General features: G+C 74.0%; 16 protein-coding genes. 4 read left to right on the top strand and 12 right to left on the bottom strand.

All coding sequences use genetic code 11. From position 1 onward, the window contains the following. Positions 1 to 101: 101 nt before the first annotated feature. Entirely contained in the window at positions 102 to 749 is a 648-nt protein-coding gene (locus ACIRYZ_RS15395) for an NUDIX domain-containing protein (RefSeq protein WP_393031167.1), read from the bottom strand. A gap of 106 nt (positions 750 to 855) precedes the next feature. Next, a complete protein-coding gene (locus ACIRYZ_RS15400; protein WP_402944005.1) occupies positions 856 to 2,535 on the bottom strand; it encodes a CTP synthase in 1,680 nt (559 codons plus the stop codon). 718 nt (positions 2,536 to 3,253) lie between these two features. Between ACIRYZ_RS15400 and ACIRYZ_RS15405 the strand changes: the two genes are divergently transcribed. After that, the gene (locus ACIRYZ_RS15405) at positions 3,254 to 5,251 is read left to right on the top strand and encodes a glycoside hydrolase family 15 protein (protein WP_402944008.1); all 1,998 of its coding nucleotides are present in this window, start codon (positions 3,254 to 3,256) and stop codon (positions 5,249 to 5,251) included. On the opposite strand, the gene ACIRYZ_RS15410 is transcribed toward ACIRYZ_RS15405, so the two are convergent. The 3 genes from ACIRYZ_RS15410 to ACIRYZ_RS15420 all read right to left on the bottom strand — a co-directional run bounded on the left by ACIRYZ_RS15410 (position 5,248) and on the right by ACIRYZ_RS15420 (position 9,166). After that, the gene (locus ACIRYZ_RS15410) at positions 5,248 to 6,426 is read right to left on the bottom strand and encodes a glycosyltransferase family 4 protein (RefSeq protein WP_402944009.1); all 1,179 of its coding nucleotides are present in this window, start codon (positions 6,424 to 6,426) and stop codon (positions 5,248 to 5,250) included. The genes ACIRYZ_RS15405 and ACIRYZ_RS15410 overlap by 4 nt on opposite strands. 231 nt (positions 6,427 to 6,657) lie before the next feature. Beyond that, positions 6,658 to 8,391: a DNA repair protein RecN gene (gene recN, locus ACIRYZ_RS15415; protein WP_402944059.1), complete on the bottom strand. Its 1,734-nt coding sequence runs from the start codon at positions 8,389 to 8,391 to the stop codon at positions 6,658 to 6,660. 88 nt (positions 8,392 to 8,479) lie between these two features. Next, on the bottom strand, positions 8,480 to 9,166 hold the full coding sequence (locus ACIRYZ_RS15420; RefSeq protein ID WP_402944061.1) for a YitT family protein: 687 nt from the start codon (positions 9,164 to 9,166) through the stop codon (positions 8,480 to 8,482). 230 nt (positions 9,167 to 9,396) lie between these two features. Between ACIRYZ_RS15420 and ACIRYZ_RS15425 the strand changes: the two genes are divergently transcribed. After that, positions 9,397 to 11,058, top strand: a complete 1,662-nt coding sequence (locus ACIRYZ_RS15425) for a PLP-dependent aminotransferase family protein (protein ID WP_402944012.1) — start codon at positions 9,397 to 9,399, stop codon at positions 11,056 to 11,058. Between the two features lie 19 nt (positions 11,059 to 11,077). On the opposite strand, the gene ACIRYZ_RS15430 is transcribed toward ACIRYZ_RS15425, so the two are convergent. The 4 genes from ACIRYZ_RS15430 to ACIRYZ_RS15445 form a co-directional block, all read right to left on the bottom strand. Further along, positions 11,078 to 11,986: an NAD kinase gene (locus tag ACIRYZ_RS15430; protein ID WP_402944014.1), complete on the bottom strand. Its 909-nt coding sequence runs from the start codon at positions 11,984 to 11,986 to the stop codon at positions 11,078 to 11,080. A 95-nt stretch (positions 11,987 to 12,081) separates the two neighbouring features. Further along, complete coding sequence (locus ACIRYZ_RS15435; RefSeq protein WP_402944063.1) at positions 12,082 to 12,888, bottom strand: TlyA family RNA methyltransferase; 807 nt, start codon at positions 12,886 to 12,888, stop codon at positions 12,082 to 12,084. Between the two features lie 36 nt (positions 12,889 to 12,924). Further along, positions 12,925 to 13,122 (bottom strand): hypothetical protein, encoded by a 198-nt coding sequence (locus ACIRYZ_RS15440; RefSeq protein ID WP_402944016.1) that lies wholly within the window; start codon positions 13,120 to 13,122, stop codon positions 12,925 to 12,927. Beyond that, on the bottom strand, positions 13,106 to 13,933 hold the full coding sequence (locus tag ACIRYZ_RS15445) for a hypothetical protein (RefSeq protein WP_402944018.1): 828 nt from the start codon (positions 13,931 to 13,933) through the stop codon (positions 13,106 to 13,108). Before ACIRYZ_RS15445 ends, ACIRYZ_RS15440 begins: the two co-directional genes overlap by 17 nt. A 162-nt stretch (positions 13,934 to 14,095) precedes the next feature. Here ACIRYZ_RS15445 and ACIRYZ_RS15450 point away from each other — a divergent pair, with 162 nt between their 5' ends. Then, entirely contained in the window at positions 14,096 to 14,443 is a 348-nt protein-coding gene (locus tag ACIRYZ_RS15450) for an SCP2 sterol-binding domain-containing protein (RefSeq protein WP_402944021.1), read from the top strand. Between the two features lie 22 nt (positions 14,444 to 14,465). On the opposite strand, the gene ACIRYZ_RS15455 is transcribed toward ACIRYZ_RS15450, so the two are convergent. Together ACIRYZ_RS15455 and ACIRYZ_RS15460 are read right to left on the bottom strand one after the other, a co-directional pair. Next, the gene (locus tag ACIRYZ_RS15455) at positions 14,466 to 15,503 is read right to left on the bottom strand and encodes an HAD-IIA family hydrolase (protein WP_402944023.1); all 1,038 of its coding nucleotides are present in this window, start codon (positions 15,501 to 15,503) and stop codon (positions 14,466 to 14,468) included. Between the two features lie 65 nt (positions 15,504 to 15,568). Further along, complete coding sequence (locus ACIRYZ_RS15460; protein ID WP_402944026.1) at positions 15,569 to 16,153, bottom strand: tetratricopeptide repeat protein; 585 nt, start codon at positions 16,151 to 16,153, stop codon at positions 15,569 to 15,571. Positions 16,154 to 16,245: 92 nt separating this feature from the next. Between ACIRYZ_RS15460 and ACIRYZ_RS15465 the strand changes: the two genes are divergently transcribed. Continuing rightward, entirely contained in the window at positions 16,246 to 17,616 is a 1,371-nt protein-coding gene (locus ACIRYZ_RS15465) for a DUF1015 family protein (RefSeq protein WP_402944028.1), read from the top strand. Between the two features lie 75 nt (positions 17,617 to 17,691). Here the strand turns inward: ACIRYZ_RS15465 and ACIRYZ_RS15470 are convergent, their stop codons facing one another. Continuing rightward, a complete protein-coding gene (locus ACIRYZ_RS15470; RefSeq protein ID WP_402944065.1) occupies positions 17,692 to 18,609 on the bottom strand; it encodes a tetratricopeptide repeat protein in 918 nt (305 codons plus the stop codon). Positions 18,610 to 19,146 lie beyond the last annotated feature (537 nt).

The raw sequence follows: 19,146 nt of genomic DNA on the forward strand, positions 1-19,146 counted from the left end.
CGTACGAACCGGCAAATCACCCCAAGGCATCAACCCGGGCGGTCCGCCCGCGTCTCGAACGGCCCCTCATCCTCGAAGGAGGCTCAGGCCTCGAAGGACGCTCAGGCCTCGAAGGGCCGGGCCGGCCACGGCGAGTCCGGCCGGCGCAGCCCGTCCAGGCCGTCCGGGGCGGTGAGCGCGGCGTGCACGGCGAGAGTGCCGGTGATCAGGGTCGGGTTGTGCAGCTGCCCGGCCTGGATCAGCCGGATCAGTTCGGGCACCGGGACCCAGGCGACCTCGATCTCCTGCTCCTCGCCCTCGGCCTGGTAGCGCTCGCCCTCGGCGGCCGACAGGTCGGTGGCCAGGAACATCCGCAGCGCCTCGTCGGTGCCGCCCGGGGAGGTGTAGTAGTCGGCGAGGATCCGCCAGGTGTCGGCCTTGCAGTGCGCCTCCTCGTACAGCTCGCGCTGCGCGGCGTGCCACGGGTTCTCACCGGGCACGTCGAGCAGGCCGGCCGGCAGTTCCCAGAGCCGCTGGCGGACCGGGTGGCGGTACTGGCGCAGGACCAGCACCCGCTGCTTGTCGTCCAGGGCGAGCACCGAGACCGAGCCGGGGTGGGTCTGGTAGTCGCGCCGGGCCCAGCTGCCGTCGGGCATCCGGACCTCCTCGCTGCGCACGCCGGTGACCTTGCCCTGGAACGGCGTCGCGCTGCCGCGGACCTCCCACTCCTCGGCCACGTCGGCGATCACCTGGTCGCTCTGCTCGTCCATCGCTCTCCCCTTTTCGTCAGTGCGACACAATCTAACGCCGAACGGCGGCCCCGCGGGAATCGCGGGGCCGCCGTCCGGTGAACGACCGAGGCCGAGAAGAATATGACTACTCGGAGGCCGCGGTCTTGATGTCGATGGCGGCCTTGACCAGGCCCGCGAACAGCGGGTGCGGGCGGGTCGGGCGGGACTTCAGCTCCGGGTGGGCCTGGGTGGCCACCAGGTACGGGTGCACCTCGCGCGGGTACTCGACGTACTCGACCAGGTCACCCTTGGGCGAGAGGCCGGAGAACTGCAGGCCGGTCTTCTCCAGGTCCGCGCGGTAGGCGTTGTTGACCTCGTAGCGGTGGCGGTGGCGCTCCTCGACGTACTGCTCGCCGCTGTAGACCTCGCGGACGATCGAGCCCTCGGCGAGCTTGGCCGGGTACAGGCCCAGGCGCATGGTGCCGCCCAGGTCGCCCTTGCCGTCGACGATGGCCAGCTGCTCGGCCATCGTGGAGATGACCGGGTGCTTGGCGGCGGCGTCGAACTCGGTGGAGTTGGCCTCGGGCAGGCCGGCCAGGTTGCGGGCCGCCTCGATGACCACGCACTGCAGGCCCAGGCACAGGCCGAGCAGCGGGACCTTGTTCTCGCGGGCGTAGGTGATCGCGCCGACCTTGCCGTTGACGCCGCGGTCGCCGAAGCCGCCGGGGATGCAGATCGCGTCCACGTCGCCGAGCTGCGCCTGGGCGCCCTCGGGCGTCTCGCAGTCGTCCGAGGTGACCCACTTGATCTCGACCCGGGCGTTGTTGGCGAAGCCGCCGGCGCGCAGCGCCTCGGTCACCGACAGGTAGGCGTCCGGCAGGTCGATGTACTTGCCGACCAGGGCGACCTTGACGATGTGCTGCGGCTCGTGGACGCGGCGCAGCAGGTCGTCCCAGGTGGTCCAGTCCACGTCGCGGAACGGCAGGTCGAGGCGGCGCACCACGTAGGCGTCCAGGCCCTCGCCGTGCAGCACCTTGGGGATGTCGTAGATCGACTTGGCGTCGATGGCCGCGACCACGGCCTCCTCGTCCACGTCGCACATCATCGAGATCTTGCGCTTGATCGCCTGCGGGACCTCGCGGTCGGCGCGCAGCACGATCGCGTCGGGCTGGATGCCGATGTTGCGCAGCGCGGCGACGGAGTGCTGGGTGGGCTTGGTCTTCAGCTCGCCCGAGGGGCCGATGTACGGCAGCAGGGAGACGTGCACGAAGAACACGTTGTCCCGGCCGACCTCGTGGCGGACCTGGCGGACGGCCTCCAGGAACGGCAGCGACTCGATGTCGCCGACGGTGCCGCCGACCTCGGTGATCACCACGTCGACGTCCTCGGTCGCCATCCGGCGGATCCGGGACTTGATCTCGTTGGTGATGTGCGGGATGACCTGGACGGTGTCGCCCAGGTACTCGCCGCGGCGCTCCTTGGCGATGACGGTCGAGTACACCTGGCCGGTGGTGACGTTCGCCGAGCCGTGCAGGTTGGTGTCCAGGAACCGCTCGTAGTGACCGATGTCCAGGTCCGTCTCGGCACCGTCGTCGGTGACGAAGACCTCACCGTGCTGGAACGGGTTCATGGTGCCCGGGTCCACGTTGAGGTAGGGGTCGAGCTTCTGCATCGTCACGCGCAGGCCGCGGGCCTTGAGCAGCGCGCCGAGGCTGGAGGCGGTCAGCCCCTTGCCGAGCGAAGAGGCGACACCCCCGGTGACGAAGAGGTGCTTGGTCGTCACGGCGCGGCCGTTCGTTGCCTTGCCGGAATGGGGCTGTGCCAAGAGGGGGCTCCCGTGGGTCGCGTGTCGAAGGTGACGTGGGCGGGAGGCTCGCGGCTCGCCGGGCGACGGGAGGCCGACTCGGTAGGCGGCACTCGAAGGGTCGTCGGTTCGGCTGGTCCGGGGCGTTTTATCCCGCCGGTCCACGGGATACCAGGGTATCAGTGACCTGACCCGGATGCCGTGCGGCCCGCGTGCGGCACTCCGGGAGCGTGCGCCTGGCGCACCACCGGCGCACCATCGGCCGCACGGGTCACACCGGTCGCACGACCGGCCGGACCGGGCCAGCCCGCGGCCTCCGTCCGGGCCATCCCGGCTCCTCCGTTACGGCCACCCGGAGGTGATCCTTCCGGACCATCCTGCGCCACGCCTCCGCGATGCACGGCATTTCCGCCGAATTGCGGCGCCACACGGGGCAGCGTCCGCGTGCTTCGCCCCTTTCGTCCGTCGTAAGCTGCACGGACGCATCGCGACAGCACGAGCACGCGGAGGGCGTGGGAGCGTCAGGACACTCCCGGTCCCCGATGCGCGACCGGACCTCCCCGTATTCCAGCTCCTCCCCACCCACCTCAGGGGCTCCACCGAGCCCCGCGCGGACACTCCAGCAAGGCCCGCCACCACCCCCGGCGGACCGGACGTCCCGGGGTGAACCTCCGGCCCCGCAGACCGCTCGCTCCCCCGTTCGCCGATGCCCTGACCACATTGCGAACTGGAGATCCACGTGGCCGGCCGTATCGAGGACTACGCACTCATCGGGGACATGCAGACCGCTGCCCTGGTCAGCAGGGACGGGGCGGTGGACTGGCTCTGCCTTCCCCGCTTCGACTCGCCGGCGGTGTTCGCCGGCCTCCTCGGCACCGATGAACACGGCTTCTGGCGGATCGGCCCGGCCGAAGCCGTCGCGACCGAGGTCCCCGCTCCCGCCACCGCACCTGCCGGAGCCGACGGCCGGACCCGCTTCACCGACGGTGCCGACCTGCGCGTCCCCCCGGCCACCGCCGCCGCCCCCGCCCTGCCCGCCGACCGGCGCCGCTACCGGGGCGACTCGCTGATCCTGGAGCAGGAGTGGGACACCCAGGGCGGCACCGTCCGGGTGATCGACTTCATGCCGCCCCGCCCGCTGGCCGGCCGCGACGCCGTCCCCCAGGTGATCCGGATCGTCGAGGGCGTGGCCGGCACCGTGCGGATGCGCTCGGCCCTGCGGATGCGCTTCTCGTACGGCCGGATCGTCCCCTGGGTGCACCGGGTCGCGCAGGCCGACGGCGGCCACCGCACCGTCGCCATGGCCGGGCCCGACTCGGTCTGGCTGGACGGCGAGGCCGAGACCTACGGGCGCGACCTCACCACCTACGCCGACTTCACCGTCACGGCCGGCGAGCGGATCGCCTTCGCGCTCACCTGGCAGGCCTCCCACCTCGACCCCCCGGCCGTCCCGGACGCCGAGGCGATGCTCGACGCCACCGCCGACTTCTGGCACGAGTGGGCCGACCAGTGCACCTACCAGGGCCCCTACCGCGAAGCCGTGATCCGCTCGCTGATCACCCTCAAGGGCCTCACCTACGCCCCCACCGGCGGCATCGTCGCCGCCCCCACCACCTCCCTGCCGGAGGACATCGGCGGCGAGCGCAACTGGGACTACCGCTACACCTGGCTGCGCGACGCCGCGATCACCCTCTCCTCGCTGCTGCGCACCGGCTACCGCGAAGAGGCCCGCGCCTGGCGCGAGTGGCTGCTGCGCGCAGTGGCCGGCGACCCGGAGAACCTGCAGATCATGTACGGCATCGCCGGCGAGCGCGAGCTCACCGAGTCCTCGCTGGACTGGCTGCCCGGCTACGAGGGCTCCCAGCCCGTCCGGGTCGGCAACGGCGCCGCCGGACAGCTCCAACTCGACGTCTACGGCGAGGTGGTGGAGGCCCTGCACCTGGCCCACATGACCGGTCTGGTCCGCAACGACCACGCCCTCCACCTCCAGCTGCGCCTGATCGAGTACCTGGAGGACCACTGGCAGAACCCGGACGAGGGCATCTGGGAGGTCCGCGGCCCGCGCCGGCACTTCGTCCACTCCAAGGTGATGGCCTGGGTCGCCGTCGACCGCACCATCAAGCTGCTGGAGCAGACCCCCGAGGACGCCCCCTCCGACGGCCACCTGGAGCGCTGGCACGCACTGCGCGAGACCATCCACCGGGATGTCTGCGAGAAGGGCTACGACCCCGAGCGCAACACCTTCACCCAGTACTACGGCGGCCAGGAGCTGGACGCCTCGCTGCTGCTCATCCCGCAGGTGGGCTTCCTGCCGCCGGACGACAAGCGGGTGATCGGCACCATCGAGGCGATCCAGCGCGAACTGTCCACCGAGGACGGCTTCGTCCTGCGCTACCCGACCCACGACGAGTCGGGGAACAACGTGGACGGCCTGTCCGGCCACGAAGGCGCCTTCCTGGCCTGCTCGTTCTGGCTGGCCGACGACCTCGCCATGATCGGCCGGGTGCAGGAGGCCCGCGAGCTGTTCGACAAGCTGCTCTCGCTGCGCAACGACCTCGGGCTGCTCGCCGAGGAGTGGGACCCGCGGCTCAAGCGCCAGGTCGGCAACTTCCCGCAGGCCTTCAGCCACGTCCCGCTGATCGACACCGCCCTGCGGCTGACCGCCTGCGGCGCCGCCTACCTGTCGGCCCAGCCGGACGGCCTGGCCGCCGACCGGGTCGAGCAGGCGACCGTCTAGGAACGCTGCACCAACTCGTCGTAGGTGCTGAGCACCTGCGCGACGGTGGCGGCCTCGTCCGGCCAGGTCTCGGCCTGCTGCCGGCCCGCCGCCACCAGCTGCTCGCGACGGGCCGGGTCGGCCAGCACCCCGCGCACCGCCCGTCCGATCGCCGCCGGGTCGCCCGGGGGCACCAGCACGGCGGCGTCACCGACCAGCTCGGGGATACCGCCGACGGTGGTGGCGACCACCGGCACACCGGCCCGCATCGCCTCCTGGACCACCAGCGAGCGGGCCTCCCAGCGACTGGAGACCACCACTACGTCGGCGGCGGCCAACAGGTCGGGCACGTCGGTGCGGTAGCCGAGCAGGCGCACCGGCAGCTTCTCGGCCGTCACCCGCTCGCGCAGCGGGCCCGCCTCCGGACCGTCCCCGGCGAGCAGCACCAGCGGCTCCGGGTCCAGCGCGGACAGCTCCCGGGTGGCGTCCAGCAGCAGCCCGAAGGCCTTCTGCGGGACGAGCCGGCCGACCGCCAGCACCAGCGGGCGGTCCGGGCCGTCACCGAGCAGCGCGGCTCGCGCCTCGGGGCGGCCGAGCCGGCCCTCGGGCATCGGCGGGGCGGCCACCGGGCCCAGCCGGGCGTCGGTGGCACCCAGTTCGCGGGCCCGGGCGACCAGGTCGGAGGAGGCGCCGAGGACGAGGTCGGCGGCGCGCGCCACCCGGCGCTCCATCAGCCGCTGCAGCCGGCGCTCCATGCCGGTGGCCAGCAGCGCGTGGTGCGAGGTGACCACCAGCGGGGTCTCCGGGCGCAGGCCCGGGAAACGGCCGGCGGTGCGCAGCGCGAGGTCCGAGAGCAGCCCGGCGCGCAGACCGTGGGCGTGCACCAGGTCGGCGCCGGTGAAGGCCCGGCGCAGCTCGCCGATCGCGGTGGCGTCGCTGCGGGCACCCGCGGTGGGGGTGATGTCGACGGTGTGGAACCGGGCGCCGGTGCGGGAGAAGCCGAACAGCTCGTCCGTGCCCGCCGGCGCGCAGACCGTGACGATCACCCCGTGCGCGACCAGGCCCTGGGCCAGGGAGCGCACGTGCGCACCGATGCCGCCGGTGCTGGCGGCCAGGACGAGCACCACGTGCAGCTGCCCCGGTTCCGGGGCGGCCGCGGTGGCCCGGGCGGCGGAATGGTCCACGTCGTCTCGCATCCGACTCGATCAGGTTCGCGCGCCGCTTCGCGAGGATTGCCCGCCCGGCGGCACTCGGGACTGGAAAGCCAGTGTCCAGCCGCCACCATGCCAGGTCGGCGGCCCTCTTGGACAGTCGGCGCCACCAGGGCGCGTCGTGGTGCCGCGAGGGCCGCCGGACCCGACGGAGCGACCGGCTCAGGGCCTGTCCGGCGGATCCTCGCCGGGTCCGGCGAAACCCACCGGACAGGCCTAACGCTGGCGCGGGGCCCGGGCGGTGGCCAGCAGCTCCTCGGCGTGGGCACGGCCCAGCTCCGAGTCCTCCAGGCCGGCCAGCATCCGGGAGAGTTCGCGCACCCGCTCCTCGTCGTTCAGCACCTTGACGCCGGAGCGGGTCACGGTGCCGTCGTTGGTCTTCTCCACCACCAGGTGCCGGTCCGCGAAGGCGGCGACCTGCGGGAGGTGGGTGACCACCACGACCTGCGCGGTTTCGGCCAGTTTGGCCAGTCGGCGGCCGATCTCGACCGCGGCCTTGCCGCCGACGCCCGCGTCCACCTCGTCGAACAGGTAGGTGGGGACGGGGTCGGCACCCGCGAAGACCACCTCGACAGCGAGCATCACACGGGACAGCTCACCGCCGGAGGCGCCCTTGGCGATCGGGCGCGGCTGGGCGCCCGGGTGCGGGGCGAGCAGCACCTCGACCTCGTCCACGCCGTGCGGCCCGTACGCGACGGTGCGGCCGTCGACCTCGATCCCGGCCAGGTCGTCGAGCTGGGTGATCGAGAAGGTCACCCGGGCGTGCGGCATGGCCAGTTCGGCGAGTTCGGCGGAGACGGCCCCGGCGAAGCGGCCGGCGGCGGCCCGCCGGGCGGCCGACACCTCGGCCGCCAGCTCGGCCAACTCGGTCCGCAGCTCGGTCTCCTGGGCACCGAGCCGGTCGATCCGGTCGTCGTCGCCGTCGAGTTCGGCGAGCCGGGCGGCCCCGGCCTCGGCCCAGGCGATCACCTCGGCGAGGGTGTTCTCCTCGCCGCCGTACTTGCGCAGCAGCTGGGCCAGCACGGCCCGGCGGTCCTCGACGGCGGCCAGGCGCACCGGGTCGGCGTCCAGGTCGTCGGCGTAGCCGGCCAGGTCCCCGGCCACGTCTGCCAGCAGGTAGCCGACCTCGTTCAGCCGGTCCGCGAGGGCGGCCAGCCGCTCGTCGTGGTGGCGCACGGCGTCCAGGGCGCGGCGGGACTGGGCGAGCAGGGTGCCCGCGTCCAGCGCCTCCGGGTCGGTCGGGTCGCCGGCCAGGGCGGCGTGGGCGAGGGTCGCGGCGGAGGAGAGCGCGTCGGCGTGGCCGAGCCGTTCGGCCTCGGCGGCCAGCTCGACGTCCTCCCCGGCCACCGGCTCGGCGGCGGCGATCTCGTCCAGGCCGAAGCGCAGCAGGTCGGCCTCCTGGGCGCGCTCGCGGGCCCGGGTGGTCAGCTCCTCCAGGGTGGCCGAGACCTCGCGCAGGGCGCGGTAGGTCTCCCGGTAGCGGGCCAGCGGCTCGGCCACCGCCTCGCCCGCGTACCGGTCCAGCGCGCCGCGCTGGCGGGCCGGGCGCAGCAGCCGCTGCTGGTCGGTCTGGCCGTGCACCGCGATCAGGTCCTCGCCGAGCTCGGCGAGCAGCCCGACCGGGACGGCCCGTCCGCCGACGTGGGCCCGGGAGCGGCCCTCGGCGGAGACGGTCCGGCTGATCAGCAGGGCGCCGCCGTCCAGTTCCGCTCCGGCCTCGACGGCGCGGGCCGCCACCGGGGAGTCGGCGGGCAGCTCCAGCCGGCCCTCCACGACCGCGCGTCCGGAGCCGTTGCGCACCAGGCCCGGGTCGGCGCGGCCGCCGAGCAGCAGGCCGAGGCTGGTCACGACCATGGTCTTGCCTGCGCCGGTCTCACCGGTCACGGCGGTGAAGCCGGGGGCCAGCTCGACCACGGCGTCGTCGATGACCCCAAGATCCCGTATCCGCATCTCGTCCAACACGGAGACGACCTTACGAGGTTCCGCCCCCGGAGCGCGACGAGCGGCAACGGCGCGCGGCAACTCCGTGCCCGGAAGTTCATCCCATCCGGGGCGTTTGCGGCGAGGTGTCCTTGGCCGGCGACGCGGTGCACCAGGGCAGGAACAGCTGTACCAGCGGGCCGATGGCCAGCGCGTACACGACCGTGCCGACCCCGGCGGTACCGCCCAGCAGGACACCGGCCGCCAGCACGATGACCTCGATGCCGGTGCGCACCAGCCGCAGCGAGCGGCCGGTGCGCCGGTGCAGGCCGGTCATCAGGCCGTCGCGCGGGCCCGGGCCGAAGCGGGCACCGATGTAGAGCCCGGAGGCCAGGCCGTTGAGCACGACCGCGGCGGCCATCAGCGCGATCCGGGCGGGCAGGCCCGCGGGGCCGCCGACCAGCCGCAGGGTGAGGTCCATGGCCGCGCCGATCATCAGCACATTGGCGACGGTGCCCAGGCCCGGGCGCTGACGCAGCGGGATCCACAGCAGCAGCACGAGGGCCCCGCAGATGGTCACCCAGGCGCCCACGGTCAGCCCGAGCATCCGCTGCAGGCCCTGGTGGAAGACGTCCCAGGGATCGAGGCCGAGGCCGGAGCGGAGCATCAGCGCCATGCTCACGCCGTACAGGACCAGGCCGACGGCGAGCTGCGGGAGCCGACGGCCCAGCGCGTGGGTGTCGCCGAGGATCCGGACGGCCGGGCCCGGCCGGGTCGGCCCGGGGGCGGGCGGGGTCGTGGTCATGGTGGCCAATCGGTGCTCCTGCGGGTGGTTCCGCACCCCGGGGCAGCCCCGGTGGTGGCGGCTCGACGGCCGCCCTGCCATGATGAACAGGCCAAACAGACCCCTTCCAGGGCCAATAACGAGCAAGTGGACTGATGAGTGAGCGAAGCGAGCTCATCATCAAAGAGGTGCGGTTGCGCGAAGCGCCTGCCGAGCGAAGCGAAGAGGGCTGCAGAAAGGATGGTCCTCTAATGAGCGCCATGGCCGACTGGCACACCACCGTCACCCCGCCCGCACTGGCCCGGCTGCTCGCCACCGCCCGGCTCCCCGAGCCGGCCACCAGGCGCCGCCCCGCCTACCGCACCCTCGCCGGCCAGATCCGGCTGCTGGTCACCGAGGGCCGGCTGCCGGTCGGCGCCCGGCTGCCCGCCGAACGCGAGCTCGCCTCCGCCCTGGAACTCAGCCGCACCACCGTCGCCACCGCCTACGAGACCCTGCGCGGCGACGGCTACCTGCTCAGCCGCCGCGGCGCCGGCAGCTGGACCACCCTGCCCGAGGGCGCCCCGCCGCCCAGCGACGCCCTGCACCCCGTCCCGCCGGACGAGCAGGGCAGCACCCTGGACCTCGGCGTCGCCGCGCTGCCCGCCCCGCAGCCCTGGATCGGGCAGGCCGCCGCCCGGGCCGTCGAGCTGCTCCCGCACTACGCCGCCGGACACGGCCACTACCCGACCGGCGTCCCGGTGCTGCGCGAGGCCGTCGCCCGCCGCTACACCGAGCGCGGGCTGCCCACCACGCCCGACCAGGTCCTCATCACCACCGGCGCGATGGGCGGCCTGCACCTGGTCCAGCGGGTGCTGATCGGCCGCGGCGACCGGGTCGCCGTCGAGGCCCCCAGCTACGCCCACACCCTGCAGGCCCTGCGCCTCACCGGGGCACGCCTGGTGCCGGTGCCGTACGCCTGGGGTCCACAGGCGCGAGCGGGCGAATCCCGGCGAGCGGGCGAATCCCGCCCCGAGCCGAAGGGGCGCGCCGGTGCCGAAAGCGACGAGCGACAAGCGACGAAGGAGCGCCGGAGCGAGGAACGTCGGCACCGGGTCCGAGCGCCCCGGAGGCGAGCGGGCGAATCACAGTGGGACCTGGAGGAGTGGCAACGGGTGCTGCGCGGCGCCGCGCCGAAGGTCGCCTACGTCATCCCGGACTTCCACAACCCCACCGGCGCGCTGATCGACGAGGAGCAGCGCCGCGAGCTGCTGGCCGCAGCCCGGGCCGCCGGGAGCATCGTGCTGGTCGACGAGACCACCGCCGAACTCGGCTGGGGCGTGCCGCAGTCCACGCCGCTGCCGCGCCCGATGGCGGCGCTGGACCGCGCCGCCCAGGTGGTCACCGTCGGCTCGGCCGGCAAGCTGCTCTGGGGCGGCCTGCGGATCGGCTGGGTCCGCGCCGCGCCCGCGCTCGTGCGCCGACTGGCCACCGAGCGGGTCTACAGCGACGTCGGCACCCCGGTCCTCGACCAGCTGATCGCCGCCGAGCTGATGGGCGAGCCGCTCCAGGCCGTCCGGGCCCACCAGCTGGACCGGCTGCGGGCCACTGCGCACGCCTTCGCCGCCGCGCTGCCCGGGCACCTGCCCGGCTGGGACTTCCCGATGCCGCTCGGCGGCCTGGCGCTGTGGGTCTCCACCGGCGGCCTGTCCGGCGCGGCGCTGGCCCAGGCCGGGGAGCGCGCCGGGATCCGGATCGCCTCCGGCAACCGGTTCGGCTCGGACGGTGCCTTCGAGCACCACATCCGGTTGCCGCTCACCGTGCCCGCCGCAGCCGTGCCCGCCGCCGTCGAGCGGCTCGCCGCGGTGGCCGCCCGCGCGGCGGCGGGCGGCCGGCTCGGCTCGGCCGACGGGGCCCAGCCGCTGGCGGTCTGACCGTTCGCCAGACTCCGCCTCAGTGCCCGGTTTTCGACCGCCCGCGCCAACCCGTCACCGGGAGCGCGAACTTGGCCACCAGCCGGTCGGTGAACGGCGCCCGGTGCAGTCTGGCCAGCCGCACCGGCGTCTGCCCCCGGCGCACCTCCACCCGTGCCCCGGCGGGCAGTTCGACCGAGCGCCGCCCGTCGCACCAGAGCACCCCGTGCGGGGTTTTGGGCTGCACCTCCACCGCCAGCACCGAGTCCGGCGAGGTCACCAGCGGCCGGGCGAACAGCGCGTGCGCGGAGATCGGCACCATCAGCAGCGCCTCCACCTCCGGCCACACCACCGGCCCGCCGCCGGAGAACGCGTACGCGGTCGAGCCGGTCGGCGTCGCGCAGACCACCCCGTCGCAGCCGAAGTTGGAGACCGGTCGGCCGTCCACCTCGGTCACCACCTCCAGCATCCGCTCCCGGGACGCCTTCTCGATGGACGCCTCGTTCAACGCCCAGTCCTGGTGGATCACATCGCCGTTGGTGCGGACGATCACGTCGATCGTCATCCGCTCCTCGACCTCGTAGTCGGCGTCCACCACCCGCTCGACCACCACGGCCAGGTCGTCCCGCTCGGCCTCGGCCAGGAAGCCGACCCGGCCGAGGTTGATCCCCAGCATCGGCAGCCCGTGCGAGCGCGCCAGCTCGGCGCCGCGCAGCAGCGTCCCGTCACCGCCGGCGACCAGGATCAGCTCGCAGCCGTCCGCCGCCCCCGGCCCCTCGGCCACCTTCTCGACCCCGTCCGGCAGGTCGAGGTCCACCGCCTCGGCCTCCAGCAGTCTGATCCGGAGCCCCGCCTTCAGCAGCCCGTGCACCAGGGCCTCGACGCTGCGCAGCGCCGCCTCCCGGCCGGTGTGCGCGATCAGGAAGACCGTACGTTCTTCATCGCTCATGCCGCTGCCCTCTCCCTACGCCTGCCCGGGGCGCCCTGGCCCGGTGCGGCCGCGCCATACAGCATGACGGGCCGGACGCTCGCAGAGCACACTACCTACCGGGGCCCCTCCGCCACGGCCCGGTCCGCCTCCGCGGGGTCCAGCTGCGGGGCGTCCCGGCGCATCCAGAGGAAGTACTCGACGTTGCCGGACGGCCCCGGCAGCGGGCTCGCGGTGACCGCCCGCACGCCCAGCCCGAGCTCCCACGCCTGCCCCGCCACCTGGCGCACCATCTCGGCTCGCAGCTGCGGGCTGCGCACCACCCCGCCGCTGCCCAGGCGCTCCTTGCCGATCTCGAACTGCGGCTTGACCATCAACACCAGGTCCGCGTCCTCCGCCGCACAGGCGGCCAGCGCCGGCAGCACCAGGCCCAGCGAGATGAAGGACAGGTCGCCGACCACCAGGTCGACCGGATTGCCGCCGATCGCGTCCCGGGTCAGCTCGCGCACGTTGGTGCGGTCCATCACGGTGACCCGCTCGTCGCTCTGCAGCGACCAGGCGAGCTGCCCGTAGCCGACGTCCACCGCCAGTACGTGGGCGGCCCCGGCCCGCAGCAGCACGTCGGTGAAGCCGCCGGTGGAGGCACCCGCGTCCAGCGCCCGGCGGCCCTCGACCACCAGGCCCTGCGGCACGAAGGCCGCGAACGCCCCGGCCAGCTTGTGGCCGCCGCGCGAGACGTAGTCGGGATCGTTGTCGTCCTTGGCCACCACGACCGCCGCCGAGGTCTCCACCTGGGTGGCCGGCTTGGTTGCGGTGGTGCCGCCGACGGTCACCCGGCCGGCCGCGATCAGCTCGGACGCGTGCTCACGCGACCGGGCCAGCTTACGGCGGACCAGCTCCGCGTCGAGTCGGCGTCGTGCCACTGCCACTGGTGTTTCAGCTCCTACGGGTCCTGCGGGTCATTCCTGGTCGAGTGCGGCAAGCGTGTCGGCGAGCCGCTGGTGAACATCTTCGTACACCGCGACGTGTGTCTCGGCGGGGACCCCGTCCAAGGCCTCCAGCCGGGCCAGCCCGGCGTCCACCCCGGGGTGACCGGTGGGCAGCAGTTCAACGCCGAGCGGCTCGACCGGCTGGCTGGGCTCACTTGTCTCGGGCATCGGGCTTCTTCGTGCTGGTGGCCTTGCGGACGGTGGTCCTCTTCGTCGCCGTGCGCTTGGCGGGGGTCCTGGGCTGGGCGTCCGGCTGCTTCGCGGTGGTGGTCTTCTCGACCGTGGCCTTCTTGGCGGTGGTGGTCTTCTTCGCGGCGGCCTTTCCGGCCGTCGTCTTCGTCGCGGCAGCCTTCCCGGCCGTCGCCTTCTTCGCCGTCGTCTTCTTCGCCGCCGTCGCCTTCTTCGCCGTCGTCTTCTTCGCGGCCGTCGGCTCCCCGGCCCGCGGCGCGGGCGGCACCGGCGGATCGACCTCGACCGGCTCGTCCACCTCCACCCGCTCGGCCACTATCGGCTCCCCCGCCACGCGCTCGCTCTCGTACTCCCAGCCGCGTCCGAACAGATCGTCCGCCCGCGGCGCGGGCGTCGGCTCCTCCGCCGCCGCCTCGTACAGGTCCGGCCCGGACTTCGCCGCGACCGGCTCCTCCTCGATCTCGCGCAGCTTGCTCTCCAGGTATGCCAGCACCACGCCGACCTTGGTCACCTGGTCGCCGACCCGCTCGAAGGCCTTCTCCACCTCGTTGCGCGCCACCCCGACCGCCAGGTCCACCCCGGCCCGCCCGGCAGTGACGGCCTCCTCCGCCATCGTCTGCAGCGTCTTGGCGGACGGCGGGAACTGCCCGCCGAGCTTGCGCTCGACCTCGGTCACGTCGACGCCGGTCTTCTCCAGGACCGCGGCCGCCGTCTCGACGACCCGCTTGCCGACCTCCTCCACCACCACGGCGGCGGCCGCCACCGCTCCCCGCACCGTCCTCGGCAGCATCCGGGTGCCTCCTTAGCGCCTACGCGCGCATCGCTCCGTCGCCGTCGGTGCCCGGGCCGTTTCCGGGCACCCCACTGACGACGCTACCGCCAAAACCCTCCTGAGGTACCGTGGCCCGGGCAGTTCAGAGCACCGTAGTGACCTGGGGATGGAGCCACCGCCATGGCGAACGTCGAGGAGTGCCGGGAGGCGCTGGAGCAGCTCAGCCGGAACATGGCCGACTCCACCGGCGACGTCCGCAAGGCCGCCGCCATGGACCGCTCGCTCAGCTGCCGGATCACCGACCTCGACCTGACCTTCAGCGGGCGGCTGCGCGAGGGCCGGATCCAGGACGTCATCGCCGCGTCCGGCGCGCCCGCCGCGAAGGCGGAGATCCGGCTCACCATGGCCAGCGACGACCTGCTCGCCCTGGTCGGCGGCACGCTCAACTTCGCCTCCGCCTGGGCGAGCGGCCGGGTCAGGCTGGAGGCCGGCTTCCGCGACCTGCTGCGGCTGCGCACCCTGCTCTGACCGCCACCGGGGGTCAGAAGCCTCAGAAGCCGAGCTCGGCCAGCGCCTTCCGTCCGTCCACCGGCCCGCCGTCCGCGTCCAGCGCCGTCCACGCCGCCCCGCACAGCGCCCGCAGGCCGTCCCAGCGGTTCCCGGCACCGGTCAACCGCAGCTCGCCGCCCTCGGCCGTCGCGACCCAACCGCCGCAGCCGAAGCCGCCGTCCCGGGCCGTCACCGCCGGCTGCGGGACCAGCAGGCCGCGCAGGTCCGCCGCCAGGTAGGTCGGCCGGTGCTCGACCGGGGCCGCCAGCAGCTGCGCGGGGGTGGTCACACCGGTGAACACCAGCAGGCTGTCCACCCCGCCGTTGAACGCACCCTCGATGTCGGTGTCCAGCCGGTCCCCGACCACCAGCGGCCGCCGGGCGCCGGTCCGCAGCACCGTCTCCCGGTGCATCGGCGGCAGCGGCTTGCCCGCCACCTCCGGCTCCACCCCGGCCGCGGCCCTGACCGCCGCGACCAGCGTCCCGTTGCCCGGCGCGATCCCGCGCGCCGTCGGCACGGTCATGTCCGTGTTCGAGGCCACCCACGGCAGCCCGGCGCGCACCGCGTACGCGGCCTCCGCCAGCTGCGGCCAGCCCACCGACGGGTCGAAGCCCTGGACCACCGCGAGCGGCTCCTCGCCCAGCGAGCGAACCGCCACCAGCCCGCGCTCGGCCAGCGCCTCCTCCAGCCCCAGACCGCCCACCACCAGCACCTTCGCCCCGGCCGGCACCTTCTCGGCGACCACCCGGGCGGCCGCCTGGGCCGAGTTGATGACGTCCGCCGGCTCGGCGGGCACACCCAGCTCGGTCAGGTGCTCGGCCACCACCCGCGGCGGGCGGGAGGCGTTGTTGGTCACGTACGCGAGCCGCATCCCGGCCGTCCGGGCGGCCGCCAGCGAGTCCACCGCGTGCTCGATCGCGTGCGGGCCGGCGTAGACCACGCCGTCCAGGTCCAGCAGCGCGGTGTCGTACGCCTCGGTCAGCGGGCCCTCGCTGCCGCCGGGGGCGGTGCGTCGCACGGTGGTGGCCGTCTCGGTCATGGCTGCGCTACCTCATTCACTGCGGTTCACCGCGTTCGACAACTGCACTGCTCGCACCTGCCCGTTCAGGCGTCGCCGTTGACGCCCTCGGGCTTTCCCCCCGCCTGCTCCCCGGCGTCCGCCACGGGCTCCCCGCCCTGGCTCCTGCCGCTGGCCGGGACCCCGGGCAGCAGCGGGCCGAACGCCCCGGCGCGGGCCGCCAGGGTGGCCCGGGTCTGCCGCAGCGCCTCCCGGTAGTGGTCGGTCTCCGGCCGCATCGCCACGGCCAGCGCCAAGTGCTCGACGGACGTCTCGAAGTCGCCCAGCCGGGCCGCCGCGACGCCCCACCCGAACTGAGCGTAGTCGTCCGCCGGATCGGCCAGCGCCACGGCCCGGAAGTTCTCCAGCGCCGCCGAGTACGACCCGGCGTCGAACTGCGCCCGGGCCAGCGCCTCCCGGATGCTGCGCGAGTGCGGCTCGGCGTCCGCCGCCCGGGTGAGCAGCTGCTCGGCGGCCGCCGGATGCCCCTGGGCCAGCAGTTTCGCGCCCCGGCGGAACCAGTCGTACACGTCCCCGGCGGGCTCCCCGGACCGTCCCTGGGCCGGGATGCCCCCCATCGGCACGCCCTCCCCCGGGCCGCCGCTGTCCGACCGTCCCTGCCCGTCGTCCATGCCGTACCTCGCCCTCGATCGCTCGCCCGCCCCACGAGACGGCACGGGTATACAGATCTTTCAACAACGTGTACCCGGTTACCATGCCCAGAATGAGCGCACCCAGTGCAGAAGACGGAGTCGAGACTCCCGAGGGCGGCCCCGGCGATCCCGGGCACGTCGCCACCGCAGGCCTGTCCCTGTCCCCCTTCCGGGGACTGCGCTACGTCCCCGACCGGGTCGGCGCGCTGGCCGCGGTGATGTCCCCGCCGTACGACGTCGTCGACCCGGGCCGCCGGCTCGACCTGGAGACCGCCGACCCGTTCAACGTGGTCCGGCTGATCCTGCCCCGGCCCGAGCCCGAGGACGCCGGTGACCGCCCCGACCGCGACACCAAGTACCGCCACGCCGCCCGGCTGCTGGCCGCCTGGCAGCGCGAGGGCGTGCTCGCCGCCGACCCGCTCCCCGCGATCTACGTCTACGAGCAGCGGGTGCCCGCCACCGCCGACTCCCCCGAGTTGCTCCAGCGCGGTCTGATCGGCGCCCTCGCGGTGAGCGGGCCCGAGGCCGGTGTGGTCCTCCCGCACGAGGACGTCATGCCCCAGCCGGTCGCCGACCGGGTCGGCCTGATGCGCACCACCCGGGCCAACCTCGAACCGCTACTGCTCACCTACCGCGGCAACGGCGGCGCCTCGGGCGTCCTCGAGCGGACGGTCGAGGGCGAGCCGCTGCTCTCCACCGCCACCAGCGACGGCACCCACCACCGCCTGTGGGCGGTCACCGACCCCGCCGAGATCGCCGAGATCAGCCGCGACCTGGCCACCTGCCGGGCGCTGATCGCCGACGGCCACCACCGCTGGGAGATGTACCTGCGGCTCCAGCGCGAGCACCGCCACCTGCCGCGCAGCCCGTGGGACCGCGGCATGGTGCTCCTGGTGGACACCGCCCGCTACCCGCTGCGGGTCCGGGCCATCCACCGCGTGCTGTACCGGCTGCCGGTGGCCGAGGCGCTGAACAAGCTCGGTGACCGCTGGAAGGTCAAGGAGGTGCCGGGCCCGCTGCCCGCCGCGCTCCAGGCGCTCGCGGAGCAGAAGCGGCACGGCGGCAACGGCTTCGTGCTGACCGGCGGCGACGGCGTCTACTGGCTGCTCGGCGAACCCGAGGAGTCCCTGCTGAACGCCACCGTGCCGCACGACCGGCCCGAGGAGTGGCGCCACCTGGACGCCACCGTCCTGCACGCCACCCTGCTCGACCACACCTGGCACGTCCCCGACGGCCCGGATGACATCGGCTACCTGCACACCGCCGTGGCCGCCGAACGCGAGGCGGCCCGCACCGGCGGCACCGCCGTCCTGCTGCACCCGGTCCGGGAGAGCGTGGTGCGGCGGCTCGCCGAGCAGGGCGTCACCATGCCGCGCAAGTCCACCTCCTTCGGGCCGAAGCCGGCCACCGGGCTGGTGCTGCGCAACCTCACCCTGGGCTGACCGCCCTGGACGCCGTGAGGCCCTGCCGCTCCCTCGGGGAACGGCAGGGCCTCACGGTGTGCCAGGTCAGGGCGCTCAGCTCTGGGCGTCGCCCTTGTCCTCGGCCTTCTCGGCCTGCTCGGCCTCGGCCTTGGCGTCCACGGAACGCTCGGGCACCACGCCGTCGAAGTCCTCGTCGATCTCGAGGTCGTCCTCGTCGTAGTACTCCTCGATGTCCTCCTCGTCCTCGAAGATCACGCGGTCGTCGGCGATGTCGCCGCCGCGCTTCTTCGCCGGGGCCTCGGCCTTGTCGGCCTCCTCCTCGGCCAGCTCCGGGTCGAGCGCGTCGGTGAACTCGACGCCGTCGATCTCGGCCAGGCGCTCGGAGGCGTTGGTCGAACCGTCGGTGTCGGCCTCGGCGGCCTTGGCGAACCAGTCGCGGGCCTCGTCGCCACGGCCGGCCGCGATCAGCGCCTCGGCGTAGGCGTACCGCAGCCGCGCGGTCCACGGGTGCACGGCGCTGGAGGCCAGCTCCGGGCTCTGCAGGGTCACGACGGCGGCGTCGAACTGCTCCATGTCGCTGCGGGCACCCGCCGCGACCAGGCGCATCTCGACCTGGCCGGCCTTGTCCAGCTGCTTCACCTCGGGCTCACCGGCCATCGCCAGCGCCCGCTCCGGACGGCCCAGACCGCGCTCGCAGTCGGCCATCACGGGCCACAGGTCGGCGCGGCCGGTCATCCGACGGGCGGCGCGGAACTCGGTCAGCGCCTCGGAGTAGCGCTGCGTCATGTACGAGGCGAACCCGGCCGCCTCGCGGACGGCCGCGACGCGGGAGGCCAGCCGGAGCGCGACGCGCGAGTACTGGTAGGCCTCCTCCGCCTCGCCGTCGAGCAGGCGGGCCACCATCACGAGGTTGCGGGCGACGTCGTCCGCGAGCGTCTTGGGCAGGCTCTTGAGCTCCTGGCGCACGTCCGCGTCCAGCTCGAAGCCGGTGACGTCCTCCGGGATCGGCAGGCGCTTGACCGGCTCGTAGTTGCCACGGCGGTCGTCGTAGTCCCGACGGCCCTGGTCGCCGCCACGGTCGTCGCGACGGAAGCCGCCCTGACGGTCGTCACGGCGGAAGCCGCCACGGTCGCCGCCACGGTCATCGCGACGGAAACCGCCACGGTCACCACCGCGCTCGCCACGGTCACCGCGGTCGCGGTTGAAGCCGCCACCGGAGGGACGGTCGTCACGACGGAAACCACCGCCGGCCGGACGGTCGTCGCGGCGGAAGCCGCCACGGTCGCCACCGCGGTCATCGCGGTCACGGTACGGACGGTCGTCACGACGCGGACGGTCGTCACGGTCGTCACGACGGAAACCGCTGGGGCGGTCATCGCGGCGGAACCCGCCACGGTCGTCACGGTCGTCACGACGGAAACCACCCGAGGGGCGGTCGTCACGACGGAAACCGCCGCCGGCCGGGCGGTCGTCGCGGCGGAAGCCACCACGGTCGTCGCCACGGTCACGGTTGAAGCCGCCACCGGAGGGGCGGTCGTCACGACGGAA

Origin of the sequence: Kitasatospora sp. NPDC101155, from assembly GCF_044768305.1 — a bacterium.
GTDB lineage: Bacteria > Actinomycetota > Actinomycetes > Streptomycetales > Streptomycetaceae > Kitasatospora.